The sequence below is a fragment of the Levilactobacillus sp. HBUAS70063 genome, from assembly GCF_038374745.1.
Classification (GTDB): Bacteria; Bacillota; Bacilli; order Lactobacillales; family Lactobacillaceae; genus Levilactobacillus.
The window spans coordinates 173,695-187,039 of sequence record NZ_JBANSM010000003.1 but is presented as its reverse complement, the minus strand read 5'-3'; the positions used below and the strand labels follow the sequence as shown (position 1 = coordinate 187,039).

14 protein-coding genes are annotated in these 13,345 nt (G+C 53.0%); 1 reads left to right on the top strand and 13 read right to left on the bottom strand.

From position 1 onward, the window contains the following. Nucleotides 1-60: 60 nt before the first annotated feature. The 12 genes from V8I28_RS05770 to V8I28_RS05715 all read right to left on the bottom strand — a co-directional run bounded on the left by V8I28_RS05770 (nt 61) and on the right by V8I28_RS05715 (nt 11,877). Nucleotides 61-1,401: an MFS transporter gene (locus tag V8I28_RS05770; protein WP_341779177.1), complete on the bottom strand. Its 1,341-nt coding sequence runs from the start codon at nt 1,399-1,401 to the stop codon at nt 61-63. Between the two features lie 296 nt (nt 1,402-1,697). Next, nucleotides 1,698-2,720: a zinc-dependent alcohol dehydrogenase family protein gene (locus V8I28_RS05765; protein ID WP_341779176.1), complete on the bottom strand. Its 1,023-nt coding sequence runs from the start codon at nt 2,718-2,720 to the stop codon at nt 1,698-1,700. 15 nt (nt 2,721-2,735) lie between these two features. Then, nucleotides 2,736-3,215: a flavodoxin gene (locus tag V8I28_RS05760; protein ID WP_341779175.1), complete on the bottom strand. Its 480-nt coding sequence runs from the start codon at nt 3,213-3,215 to the stop codon at nt 2,736-2,738. Between the two features lie 161 nt (nt 3,216-3,376). Then, nucleotides 3,377-4,015 (bottom strand): NAD(P)H-binding protein, encoded by a 639-nt coding sequence (locus V8I28_RS05755; RefSeq protein WP_341779174.1) that lies wholly within the window; start codon nt 4,013-4,015, stop codon nt 3,377-3,379. 64 nt (nt 4,016-4,079) lie between these two features. Continuing rightward, the gene (locus tag V8I28_RS05750) at nt 4,080-5,660 is read right to left on the bottom strand and encodes a cation:proton antiporter (RefSeq protein ID WP_341779173.1); all 1,581 of its coding nucleotides are present in this window, start codon (nt 5,658-5,660) and stop codon (nt 4,080-4,082) included. Between the two features lie 75 nt (nt 5,661-5,735). Continuing rightward, nucleotides 5,736-6,173, bottom strand: coding sequence for a MerR family transcriptional regulator (locus tag V8I28_RS05745; RefSeq protein WP_341779172.1), 438 nt, complete (start codon nt 6,171-6,173; stop codon nt 5,736-5,738). A 20-nt stretch (nt 6,174-6,193) separates the two neighbouring features. Next, nucleotides 6,194-6,847: an NAD(P)H-binding protein gene (locus tag V8I28_RS05740; protein ID WP_341779171.1), complete on the bottom strand. Its 654-nt coding sequence runs from the start codon at nt 6,845-6,847 to the stop codon at nt 6,194-6,196. 169 nt (nt 6,848-7,016) lie between these two features. After that, a complete protein-coding gene (locus V8I28_RS05735) occupies nt 7,017-7,562 on the bottom strand; it encodes a hypothetical protein (protein ID WP_341779170.1) in 546 nt (181 codons plus the stop codon). Nucleotides 7,563-7,868: 306 nt separating this feature from the next. Continuing rightward, complete coding sequence (locus V8I28_RS05730; protein ID WP_341779169.1) at nt 7,869-8,816, bottom strand: beta-galactosidase small subunit; 948 nt, start codon at nt 8,814-8,816, stop codon at nt 7,869-7,871. After that, nucleotides 8,800-10,686, bottom strand: a complete 1,887-nt coding sequence (locus V8I28_RS05725; protein WP_341779168.1) for a glycoside hydrolase family 2 TIM barrel-domain containing protein — start codon at nt 10,684-10,686, stop codon at nt 8,800-8,802. The genes V8I28_RS05730 and V8I28_RS05725 overlap by 17 nt, the downstream gene beginning before the upstream one ends. Before the next feature lie 332 nt (nt 10,687-11,018). Next, the gene (locus V8I28_RS05720; RefSeq protein WP_341779167.1) at nt 11,019-11,447 is read right to left on the bottom strand and encodes an Rrf2 family transcriptional regulator; all 429 of its coding nucleotides are present in this window, start codon (nt 11,445-11,447) and stop codon (nt 11,019-11,021) included. Between the two features lie 217 nt (nt 11,448-11,664). Continuing rightward, nucleotides 11,665-11,877: a hypothetical protein gene (locus V8I28_RS05715; RefSeq protein WP_341779166.1), complete on the bottom strand. Its 213-nt coding sequence runs from the start codon at nt 11,875-11,877 to the stop codon at nt 11,665-11,667. A gap of 157 nt (nt 11,878-12,034) precedes the next feature. On the opposite strand from V8I28_RS05715, the gene V8I28_RS05710 reads away from it, so the two are divergent. Continuing rightward, a complete protein-coding gene (locus tag V8I28_RS05710; protein ID WP_341779165.1) occupies nt 12,035-12,934 on the top strand; it encodes a hypothetical protein in 900 nt (299 codons plus the stop codon). Between the two features lie 95 nt (nt 12,935-13,029). Here the strand turns inward: V8I28_RS05710 and V8I28_RS05705 are convergent, their stop codons facing one another. Further along, nucleotides 13,030-13,317 (bottom strand): hypothetical protein, encoded by a 288-nt coding sequence (locus V8I28_RS05705; RefSeq protein WP_341779164.1) that lies wholly within the window; start codon nt 13,315-13,317, stop codon nt 13,030-13,032. Nucleotides 13,318-13,345: the final 28 nt, after the last annotated feature.

Genomic DNA, 13,345 nt, shown 5'->3' with positions numbered 1-13,345 from the left:
TGATAAATTCAGTGTAGTCCCTTGCAGTTACTTCAAGGCAAGGCCCATTTCAACTTATTTTTAATTTTTTTGACGTTCACCCGGCACAATTAGGAAGATGGCGGCTAATAAGGCCAGTAACAGTAAGCCGGCGCCCGTCAGGATGGCGTGTTGGAACCCCGGTACTTGACCACCAAAGAGATCTTGCATGGTCACCAGAATCGACAACCCCACGGAGCCACCAATCTGATGCATGACGTTGACCACCCCAGAAGCGGCACCAGCGTCAGCCCCTTGCGTATGCGCGACTCCGGCCGCCGTGAAGGGACTCAGGGAGAAGCCCTGACCAATTCCGATGACGACCATTGGCGCGGCGATTCCCCACCAGTAGCCGGTCGTCGGCGTAAACCAACTCAGCCAGAGCATGCCAAGCGCCGTCAGCGCAATCCCAATGACCAGTAGGCCGCCATTACCCCATCGCGCCGTCAGTCGGGCAACCTGAAGCGCAATGATAAAGTTCACCACGGTCAGGGGGAAGAACGCGACCCCTGCCATCAACGCGCTGAATCCCAATTGATTCTGCATGAGTTGTGGGGTGATGAACCAAAAGCCCATCATGGCCCCGAGATAAAGGAAACGCCCCACGTAAGCCCCAATCCGTTCACGGTCAGTAAACAATCGTAATGGCATGATCGGTTGCCCCGTCCGGTGTTCCTGATAAATGAAGATACCCAAGAATACGACGGCCAAGAGCAAGGCCGGCAGCTGGGCCCAATTTCCAATAATACTGTAGACCAGTGCACTCATCCCAATCAAAGAGCTCAGGGTGCCGACCCAATCCAATTTGCCAGATTGACCGCGATCCGCGCTGAGCTTCTTAACCGCCAAATAATACATCCAGATACTGATGGGAACGTTCATGAAGAAACCAACCCGCCAGGTTAACAGACTGGCGAAGACGCCGCCAATGACCAGGCTGACGCTAGCGCCAATGCCGGCCATGGCGCCATAATAAGCGATGGCTTTGACGCGTTCAGCCCCCTCGTAAGTATCCATCAAGATTGCCAGCGTGGTTGGCGCCAGAATAGCCGACCCAATGCCCTGAAAGGCCCGAGCTGCAATGATCATCGGCGCATTTACCGCCAGCCCGACCAAAAGTGACCCCAGGCCAAAGATGATCAGCCCTAATTTAAAGACCCGCCGCCGACCAAATAGGTCTCCTGCCCGACCCCCTAATAAGAGAAAACCGCCGAACGTCAGCGAATAAGCACTGCTGACCCAAGACAGCGTCGCCTGATTCAGGCTTAAATCTTGGGCAATTTTAACCGTCCCCGTGAAGATGATTGAATTGTCCAAGAGAATCATGAAATAACTCATTAAGATGACCAGTAAGATCCAGTCAAATCGTTTTTGTTTTGCCATGTGTATTTGCTCCTCGTCTTTAAGTGAATGATTAGGAGTTTAGACCTTCATCCGTGCTTCAAGGCAAGAAGAAATTTGAAATAAATTAAAAACTCTCGGCGAATCCCGTATTTCACTCCAGTCACTCATTTTCAAAGGGCCAAACTTATAAGGAATTCTAAAGCCTTGTCCTCCAGGGGGGCACAAATTCCTCACCAATTTCGTTAGTAAGCGTAACGGCGGCGTTTTTTCATTAAAAATGGGCCTGCAGCTACTGCCGCACGCCCATTTTTATTACTAATGATTACGTTTAATTATTAATCGCGAATAATTAGCAATGATTTAATTGCTTCTCGCTTATCCATGGCCTCATAGGCGTCCTGGATGTGAGCAAGATCAAAGCGTTGCGTGAAGACCTTACCGGGGTGAATCTCGCCCTTCAAAACGGCATCCAATAAGACTTCCCGGTCGTAGGTCGTCACGGAGGCAATCCCACCGCGCAGGCCAATATTCTTCCAGAACAAGTTGTTGGTGTTCATCTCGGCCTTTTGTGGCACGCCCGGACGGCCTACCTTGACGGCCGTATCGACGGATTGTTCAGTCCCGACACATTCCAAGACGGCATCGGCACCGGCACCAGCCGTCAGGGCCATGACACGTTCAACGGCTTCATCGCCACGTTCGGCTACAATATCGGTCGCGCCGAATTCCTTGGCCAACGCCTGGCGATCGGCGTGGCGACTCATGGCAATAATCCGCTTAGCCCCGCGAAGCTTGGCGGCAATCACGCCGCACAGACCCACGGCGCCGTCACCCATAACGACCACCGTATCGCCGTCCCTAACTTCAGCGGTCGCGGCGGCGTGGTAACCCGTAGCCATCACGTCAGCCAGCGTTAACAGGTCGTTGAGTTGGGCATCGGTGTAGTCGCTGGGTTGACCGGGCACCTTGACTAGGGCCCAGTCGGCGTTCTTGAAGCGTAAGTATTCGCCTTGGTAGCCGACGATTTCATCATCGGTCCGCGCATTTTCACAGTTACCATCGAAGCCGGCCAGGCAAGCCGCACAGTGACCGCAACCGTGGGTGAACGGGGCGACGACAAAGTCACCAGGTTTCACGTTGGTGACATCACTGCCCACGCTCTCCACGATTCCGATGGCTTCGTGACCAACCGGCGTGTTCTTTTGCCGGTCGTTAATCCCCCGGTACCACCACAGGTCGGAGCCACAGACACAGGCCCGCACAATCTTTAAGACGGCGTCCGTGGGATTCTTCACTTCTGGTTTGGGTAATTCTTGAGCTTCTACCTTGCCTGGTTCAACAAATACGGCTGTTTTCATTTGAAATTCCTCCAATTATTTAATTAGGTTCTGCCACCAACTGGTCAGCTGCTGCTCGGCGTCCCGCAGTTCTCCCGCTGTCAAACCAATTCCCGGGACCACAGTAGCGGTCGTGACCAGCCTGGCAAAGTCATCCTCGTAACCGCCGGGGGTGCCGGCGTCCGTGTAGAACGGCGCGACGGTTCCCTGGAAGTTCGTAAGCTGCTGTAAGAATGATCGGACCGGCGTCGACACCTTCGCCGACCAGACGGGACCGCCCACGAGCAACACGTCATAGGCGCTAACATCGGGGAGCGCATTGGTTAAGGCCGGTAACTGCCGCGTTGTCAGCTGCTGGTTCGCCACATCAGAGGTGGCGTACATATCGTTAGGAAAGGTTTCTGCGGCGACCGTCAAGTCCACCCGATCACCGCCAGTCACGTGCTGCAGAGCCATCGCTAACTTGGCGGTAGTCCCGGACCATGAATAATCGACAATTAACGTTTTCGTTGTCATGTGCAAATCTCCTTTATCTACTCAATAGTTCCAGTTTAGACCTTGAAGTAGACTTTAAGACAAGCACTTTTTTCAAAAAAACAGACTTGAGCTTTATTACTGTTGACGCGTTCTGATTACCACGGCGCTACACGACATGACCACCTATCAACACGCTTTAGCTAGGCATACACCGGCGTATCGCCATCTGTACCAGCCTTCGCAATGCCAAGGCTACTGCGGCTGTGCAGGGCCGGATTCTTAGCGATCTTCACGATCAGATCGGCAATACTTTGCCGCGAGATGGTAGTTCCCTTGAAGGTTTCTCCCTTTTCCGTCAGCTCATAGTCGATCTCGTCCTTGTTGGTCATGTAGCCAGCCCGGATGATGGTGTAATCGAGCGGTGAATCTTCGATAATTCTTGCCGCTCGCCGTGTATCCTCCATGACGGCGTGCCCAATCGACCGTTCCAACCAGGCATCAAACTTTGCTGGCAATTCGTGGTACAGGCCCAATCCCGTAATATACAGTAAGCGTTTCACGCCAGTTTCTTCCATGGCTTGCACGATATTTTTGGCCATGGGTTCAAACGTCCCACCCAAATCGGCTAGTACCATGTCTTGACCGGCCATGGCGGCCTTTAGGGTGGCGTAATCATTGACATCACCCTCGACAACCGTTTCTCGTTGTGCGTCAACCACGCTTAGTCGCGTTGCTTGACGTAGATACAAAGTCAACGTCGCATCCGTTTCGGCCAGCAACCGCGTCCGGACCAATTGAGCAATTTGACCATGCGCACCTAGAATTAAAATTTTCATCATAACACACTCCTTTTGACTGATTACGCTCACGATAAACCTTCGAGTCGACTCGAAGACAAGTCTTTTAAACCATTCGGCTGTAAGGGTCCACCACCAAGGCTTCCGACATCAAGACTTCCGTGTAAATATCGTGTAACAACGTCACATCAACGACGTGGCGGCGTGCCTGGTCGGCCAAGAAGGCCCGTTCACTGGCAAATGCTTGCATCATGGCCCATCGTTGATCACGACTTTGGAGAAAGCTGATGGCTTCGTGATGACTAATAATGCCACGCCAACGCCGTAGATAGGCCTGCAACGGATTTCGTTTATTTTGGTCCTGAAGATCATAGATGACCACGTGTTTAACATTTTCTGGTAAATCCAACTCATGAACCCGTTGAATTCCCACGGCCGTCATCTCACGACGAATCTGTGCTAGAACCTTAGCTTTGCTGAGTGCATCGCCGTCTTGAGGTAACAACCGCTTGAACAATACGGTCGGTACCAACATACTCAGGATAATGACAACCGTTTCCATCAAGATCACTTGCTGAAATTGACTGGTGGGCAGCATCCCCAGAACGGAAAAGGTCATGGCTAACGTAACCGTCCCGTGAACACCACCCAGTGAAAACAACCAACTGGTTCGCCATCGACGCTGGGCAATAAAGAAATAGGCGTAAATGGCCCGGCAGAGGAGCAAGGCTAGATAAACCGTTACTCCCCACCACAGCCACTGGAGCGACCGAAACATTTGCTGATACTGTTCCTGAACAATGCGTTCCAAACTAATGCCGAGAATCACAAAGACCGCACCATTTAGAATTTCTGAAATAAAATTCATCAGCTGCGTCCCCAGATACATCTGCCGCGGCGCCGTAAACCGACTACCGTTAGCTTCCCCATTGTGAATCAAGCCTGCGACCACAACCGCGATGATACCCGACACGCCCAGTTGCTCTGCGATCAAATAAATCACGATTGGTGTCAGCAGATAGATGAGTGTCTGGGAAGAGATAACGTTTTCTTCGGTTCGCACCAAGGCCTGCCGAAATAACATGATAGCCACTGCTAGCACAGCACCCACGATGGCACCACCAACTGCGGAGATTAAGAGTTTACCGATATTCTGACTAAAAGAAAACTCGTTGGTCTTCAGCCATAGCAACCCAGCTTGTAGCAGAATCAGCCCAGTCGCATCATTAAATAATGACTCCATTTTCAGCTGATTACTCAACCGCTCACTGATTTTTCTCCCGGTAATGACAGATTCAAATGCCGTGGCATCGGTTGGCGTACTAATCGCCACCATCACCAGTGCTAAGGGCAAACTGACCGCGAAGATGCCATGTAACCCAATCGTTGCGACTACGGCCGACCCTATCGCCAAGGCAAAAGCCGTTCCCAAGATACTGGGAATTCCTTTCCCCACCTTAACCATTGGCGTCGTTTGACCTTCGAAAAATAACAACGGCGCTAGAATCAAGACCATAAAGATTTCATTTTCAAAATTCAAGACCGAATGATTTAACCCTGGAATCAGCGCGACCATAATTCCCGCCAGCAATGCCAAATACGTCTTAGGAATCGGTAACCATTGCGCTACCAGATTCGCTAAAGCAACTGTTACTAACAAAACGAATGTCGAAGTGAAAAGTGCCATTCGACCGACCTCCTAATTATATTGACCCCATAACCTCAAAAAGAGCGACCATTCACAAATAGTCGCTCTTCGTCATCACTTCAGTTCATCGTCGGCTTGCTCCGTCGACTCCAGCTTTTCGGCATGTTGCTTCTCCAATTGCCGCAGTTCGGCTTCCGTAGTTTCCATGTGATCGTAGAAGTGGTTCAGCTTATAGTTGAGGTGGTCAATCGCCGCCTGAAGGTCATCGCGCTTTTCTTCCATGACGGCCAGCTGTTCCTGTAACAGGGCCTTCTGTTCCTTGGTATTGTCTTCCTGCGCATCGAATAATTCGATGTACCGTCGCAGGTTTTCGATGCTCATTCCGGCCGCTCGCATTTGCGTGACAAACCGAATACGCCGAATAATGCGGTCGTCAATATCGCGGTTACCCACCTCAGTCCGGTCGATGGCTGGAATGAGAGATTCCTTCTCATAGTAACGGATGGCTGCGGAGGAGACCCCCGTTTTTTCGCTAGCTTCTTTAATATTCATTTTAATTACACTCCTTGTCCCTAGTAAACGGGCCGATTCTGACCCTCGGTCGCTGGATCTGCTATCCCAATACTATCACGACTATACTTGTTAGGGTCAGCGATCATGCTCAAGACCACATCGGCCACACTCCGCCGGGAACCCGAAACACCGTCGTACGGCTGGTTTCTCGTCGTTACCGTATATTTAATGTCACGATCATTGAGCCAAGGTAAACGCAAGGTCGTATAGTCTAGTCCGGAATCGGCCAATAACTGATCGGATTGACGCGCCGGCGCCATCCCCGCGCCAATCATCTCCAGGTTCCACCGACCGAATTCACCGCCGACTTCATTGTAGAGACCCAGCACATTGGTAAAGACGACCCGCGACACCTGATGAGCTTGCATGCCGGCAATCACGTTTCTCGTGAGTCGGTTTTGCCGGTCATGGTCAACCACGGCGACAAAGACCAAGTCTTGATCGGCCATCGCGGCACCGACCGCAGCGGCATCCGTGATATCGCCTTCAATCAGCGTCACGCGTGGATTATCTTGGAGCTGGTTCAGACGATTGGCATTTCGTAAGAAGAGTGTCAGGTTCACGTCAGCAAAGGCTGCTTCGGTCAGCAGGCGTTGTTCAACAAGTCGGGCAATTTGGCCATTAGCGGCCAGGATCAAAACATTTTTCGTCATAAATAAAACTTCCTTTCCAAACACTTGAATGACCCTAGGTTAAACCTTCATGTGGACTTCAAGGCAAGCAGAAAGTTGAAAAAAAAACAAAATTATTTTTAATCTAGCTACAAAGGCGCCTTGGGAGCGAAAAGGATCTGGAAGGTCACCTCCAGATCCTTAAAGCCGATTACATGATAAAGCCGTCGCCGTGGCCCCCGTAATTGTTAAACTTACCATCATGTTCGCGAATCCCCCAGACGACATACGCTCGGCGACCGACCCACTTTATTTTTTCTTTCATGAACGCGACGTAGCCGCCCGGTTCTTTGTACCACGTATAGTAAATATCGGTCGGGTCCTTGTGCGTCTTTAGCCTCTTTAGTTTGCGGGTATACTTCCGGTTAAGCCGATCAATCTTATGATTGAGTGTCTTGACTTGGCGGGCAGAATACACACTGCCCTTTTCCTTGGCAATCGTCTTCTTCAGTTGCTTTAACAGTTTAACCTTGTGGCGAAGCACGTCTTTCCAGGCGATCGACAGGCCCTTCGCATTTAGCGTGGCGGCTTTCAGGGAGCGGCTATTCTTCTTCATGATCCGCGCCCTTTCAGTGTGGCTACTCGTGGCTTTGGCACCGGCCGAAGTTGTGGCCAGACCCAAGCTAAGTAACAGCACCAAGATTGCCAATAGACTTCCGATGACCCATGATTGCTGTCGTTTCCCTACCTGTTGCATGGTCGTGGCCTCCTCGTCGTTATGACCCACTTTTTACTGGTTTATAAGAATAACAATTTTACCACTTGCTTGCTATTTTATTTGCTATCCCGTAGCTTTACCCGTAGCTAAACTATAGCATCCCCTCAACGACCGAGCAAGCCTTAAATTCGCGAGGTTCCTGCCCATTTACAGTGGTCTAGTTGTCCGGCTAGTCCGACCAACCGACCGATTGGCGACCGAAATGATTGGTCTAATTTTTCCCATAATTATCCTTGTCAGCACCAAAAAGGCTAGCCCCAGCACGCACTCGGACTAGCCTGATATTTAAATCTCAAACTGAAAGCGGTGGTCGGCATCCCCGGCCAACCGGTACTGCGGTTCCACGTCCGCACCCCAACTGTCGATGCCACCCACGCCGCGAACGGCGCCGTAAATGGTTAAGACCGTTCGGCGCGGCACCGGCAACTCCTCCTGATGAGTGGCGTTTTCCAACTCCTCCGGCGTGTAGGGCAGGCAACTAAAGGCAAAGGGCTGTTCGTGTTTGCGAACCGTCAACTGAAAGGCCTGATGGTCCGGATCGGCGTTATTTAACGTCTGCTCGCGGGTCACCGTCACCCAGTCGGTCGCCATGTGCATACCGCATTCCTGCGGCACCAGATACGGCGTCACCGGGAGCCCGGCAACGTGATAGGTTCCCGGTTGACCACCCGCCATGCGGTCCGGATACGTTTCGCCCGATAGGCCCTGGTAGTCAAACTCGCTCGCGGTCGTGGGCATAACCAGGCGCAGGCCCAGGGCAGGCAATTCCGGCAAACCGTCCACGCCATGGTACTGCACGGTCACGGTTAGTTTTCCACCGGCGACGACTTGATAGGTTACCTCAATCGTGGTTACCGGAACGGTGGGCGTCGTGTAGGTAAAGGTCACCGCCACCTCATCGGCCGTCTCGTGGTCGGTGTAACGGTTATTCTCCGGGGCGATTGGCAGCGGAATCGCGTGACCATCCACGGCCACCGCCACGTGGGTACAGTGGCTAAAGAGGTCGGCCCCCAGCCACATGGCGGAACGCCGGGAGAAGCCATTTCCCCGGTCGTTATCCGTGGTGGCCCGCCACAGCGCCGGAACCGGTATGCGGTACAGCCACTCCTTACCGTCACGCACCAGCGACTCCAGACCGCCGCGATCATAGGCGAAAAGATAGTGAAACCGGTCACCACTCACGCCGAGGGTGACGTCGCCAAATATTAAATTCAATTTAGTCGTGTTGGCCATAGTAGTAACGCACCTCCTGTAGGGCTGGTTTCGGGGTGCGGTCCGCAAAGAGCAGGCCGTCCCCGGAAAATTCATAATCACTGTGGCGGTCATCAAAGTCCCCGCCATAGCGCAACACCGGCCGACCGGTGACGGTATCCTTGACCCAGAGTGCCTGGTCGATGAAGTCCCAGATGAAGCCGCCCTGATACATCGGATAGCGGTCTAACAAGCGGTCGTAGCTCGCCATGCCCCCCAGTGAATTGCCCATGTCATGCATGTATTCACAGTCCAGGAACGGCTTGGCCAGCGCGTTTTGCAGGTATTTCTCAATCTCACGTGGCGGATTGTACATACGACTCTCCACATCGGAAATCCGATCGGCGTAGGCCCGATTCTGGAAGACACCCTCATAATGGGTCAGCCGCGTCGGGTCAACGTGATGGTAGTAGGCGTCCATCGCCGCCAAGTCCTCACCCGCATAGGATTCGTTACCCAGCGACCAGAACAAGATGGCCGGGTGATTTTTAAACATTTCATAGTTACTCTTGGCCCGGTCGAGCACGGCCAATTGCCACTGCGGCAGGTCACCAGGCACGTTATAGGACGGCTCCACGTCCCCCATCTTCTGCCAGGTACCGTGCGTTTCGAGATTAGTCTCGGCCATCATATAGATCCCGTGGCGGTCGCACAGGTCGTACCAGACCGGCTGATCCGGGTAGTGGCAGGTCCGCACGGCGTTGATGTGATTGGCGTGAAAGACGGCCAGATCACTTTGCATATCCGCTAGGGTCACGGCCCGACCACGATGCGCATCCCATTCGTGACGGTTGACGCCGTTTAAAATCAGCCGTTGACCATTAAGCGTGATGACCTTATCGCGCATTTCCAACCGGCGAAAGCCAACCGGATACGGAACGACCTCGACCACTGTCCCCGCCACCGTGTGTAGCGTGACTTGCAGCTGGTAAAGGTACGGGTCGTGGTGCGACCAGAGGTGAATGTGGGGCAAGTCCGTGGTTAATTTTACCGTGTCGGCGACGGCGCGTTCAGCTTGCCACAGCGACTGACCAGTCGCATCCAGCAGCCGGACCTGAACCGCCCCGGCTAGCTGTTTCGCCGCCGACAATCGCAGGGTCACGGCCAACTGACCGGTCGTCAACGCCGCATCGACGCCGGCGCGAATCGTCAAATCTTCCAGGTGTAACTCAGGCTTTGCGACCAGCCGCACGCTACGAAAGATTCCGGAAAAACGAAACATATCCTGATCCTCCAGGAAAGCCGCCGTGCTGTGCTTAAAGACCTCAACGGCCAGCAGGTTTTCACCGGGCTGGAGGTAGCGTGTCAGGTCGAATTCCGAGCGGCTAAAGCTGTCCTCGGCATAGCCCACGAACTGGCCGTTTAGCCACAGAAACATGGCTTGTTCCACACCATCAAACTCAATGCTGACGCGTTTCCCCCGCAACGCCGGATCGAGGGTAAAATGCTTCACGTAGGCCCCCACGGTATTCTCGGGGTCGGTGCTAAACATGCCCCGTTCGGGTTGATCGGCACCCTGACTATAGGCGGGGCGGCGATAGTGCTTGCCCTCCCAAGGATAGGCCGTGTTGATGTACTGAATCTGCCCGTATCCGGCGAGTTCGATGTGGCCGGGAACCGTCAATGGCTCAAAGTCACTGCGGTCGTCGTCCGGCCGATAGAACCCAACCGGCCGGTGCTGCGGATCGCGGGCAAAACGAAAGGCCCACGAGCCATCGAGACTCTGAACCAGACTGCTGTGGTGGGCCGCAGCCTCTTCAACCGTGGCATAGCCGCGATGGTCGCTGTGGGCCGGCGCTTGGTTGATCCGGAAGGTCTGGGGATCATCTAGCCACGTTAAATCTGCTTTCATCTGTTTGAGACTTCCTTTCTGAAGCGGTTACAATAGGTTTATTATACAACGCCTGGCGCTTGGTCATCGACTAAAAAAGTCCAAGCACCGTGGCTTCGACTTTTTTAGAAATTTATGTGGCTGAGATCGAGCGCGTTAACTGCCAATTAAAGACCTTGACCCCTCGACTATCAACCTGACGTCGATCCAATCTTGATCACCCTAGTAGTGGCCAATTGCGTTGGGCAGTCGTAATCAACGTCAAACGAAAAGGGCCCGAAACAAAACATCTCAAGCCCTCGTGCATCTCATTTAAATGGCGAAACGTGCGCCAAAGATTACCGATTAAACGACTAACCCATCTGTTGATTGCGTAGCTGAATATCTTCGACCATGTCTTGAATCGTCAGCTGGCGCATCTCATTTTCGGCCGCCCGTTGAATCCGGCTGTAGGCCCCGTCCAACGTTTGCTGGATGTGGGCCCCCACCGGACAATCTAAATTAGTCCGCGGGTCAACGTGGAGTAATTCTGAGTTTGGCTCCACCGCCCGGAACACATCGCGTAACGAAATTTCATTAGCCGGTCGGGCCAGCCGCGGCTCGGCCGCACCCGCACGACTGGCGATTAGGCCGGCCTTCTTCAAGGCCGCCATCAACCGCCGGACCACGCTAGGATTGGACGCCACGCTACTGGCAATGGTCGTACTGTCCAGATTTCCCGGCGCAATATAGATGTACACGAGGATGTGGATGGCATCACTTAATTTATAAGAGTATTTCATGACTTGTTCCTCCGATTTCAGTGACTCGTCGCGACAGAACGGCCGATTTCACGATTAATTAACTCTTCATTTTAAGTATCTGTTGACTAGATTGCAACAACTAAGTGGGAAATTTCCCGGGTTATTTCTGTAGGCTTCCTCTGTCAACTGGTTAATCTACAGACAATCGGTTAATGCAAAAAGGCCGACAGATTCCCATCAGCCCTGCGATACTACACTAATTCAACCCGCGTAACCCCGCGACAAAACCCATAATTGCATCGGCCACCTGAGACACCGGCAATAACATCATCACGAGAAGGGCCAACCCAACCACACCGTGAGGCAGCGGATAACGCCCTTGCCGCTGCCGCCGATAAATCAAGACCAGTAAGCCGATGATTTCGAAGAGTAGGGGCGTCTGCCTCCAGCATACCCGTTTTCCCCCCACAAGACACGCACACCTTGGTTGCGCCGGTTATTTTAGCGAAATATAACCCGGGTTAACTGCGAAAATTTTCCACAAAAGAACGTTTGTTCGTTTATTTATCCCGAGCTTTCCGGTATACTTAACGTATCTAAATTTTCGTAGGAGGCCGGATGGCAACATGCACAAATTTTTTAAGATTAGCACCGGAATCGTTGCTTTTTTAGCCGCCCTCTTTGTGGGGACGCGGCCCATCAACGCGCAAACCGAAAAGCCCAGTGCCCTAGTCAAAGTGGGCAATTTCACGGCTAGCACGGACTTTCTCAACCTCAGTCAATACTTCGAAGTCACCCGAACTATCAAGCTCAAGGTTAACTTCGTCCCCTCGCACAAGGTCGGCCACGCGCTCAGTCGCGACCTGACCCTACCGGCGGGGACGGTCGTTGCCGGGAACCTTACCAGTACCAAGTCCGGAGACTTTCTGGTGCCTACACTCCAGCTCTACTTGGCGCGGTTGAGTTACCCGCTGATTCACCAGAGCGCGCCGGCCGGTTATACCATCGACCCGGGTGCCGGTGCCTACGACCCGCAGGCCACATTGAAGGCCACGGACAAACTGACGGCGTTTAAGCGGATTCCCGCGCCGGACTTCATGCCCGGCTACAGCCACGGTGACCTATACCTCGGTGGCGCCCAGGCAGCGCTGAGTTCCGAAGAAACCACCACGGCCAGCGTCCGCGTAACGCCCGATGGTTATCTCGAATATATGAAATACGATGATAAAGCCAACGCCGGGCTGGGCTTCATGCAAAAACCCACCGGTCTGGCAAAGATTACTAAGACCGACTTTCACGACCCCGACCGGGTGCTCTATTTCAGCCACGACATTAAGGGCTTAAAAACCAAGCGCGTCAGTCACACCGGCCTTTATCAGTATCGCGTAACGCTAAAGAATCTACACGACCCCCAGCACAACGCCGGTAACGAAGACAACGGTATCGCCGGAACCTTCGACAGTCTCTACCGGATTGGCGGGAAGACCTATTTCACGTTTATCGGGTACGACGGGGTTAGTGGCTAGTTAAAAGGGATTGCTCAGATTGGGCAATCCCTTTTCATTTACGCCATTTAGTTACGCCTTCACCCAATCGCCAATTAACCGCTCGTATTCAGTAATCAACTGCTCCTGTTCCACGAACTGGTGATACTCGTCGACCGACTTGAAAACATGTAGCCGGTCGCCCCGTACAAACGAACCAGCTCATCGCGAGCCTGGATCGTCTTTAACACTAAGCTCTGGTCGACTACACCATGATTGCCATCACGCATGACTAGCCGTTTGAATTCGGCCAGTCCCGCCTGATGGTCTTCGTCATCGGCTTCATTCGCAGCAACCGTAGGATTATCGGCGGCCGTCAGCTTCGTCTGCGTCTGGCTCATCGCCGTGTAGATCACGGGTCCCATGGTGCTGGCCGCCAACAGGTCGGCGGGA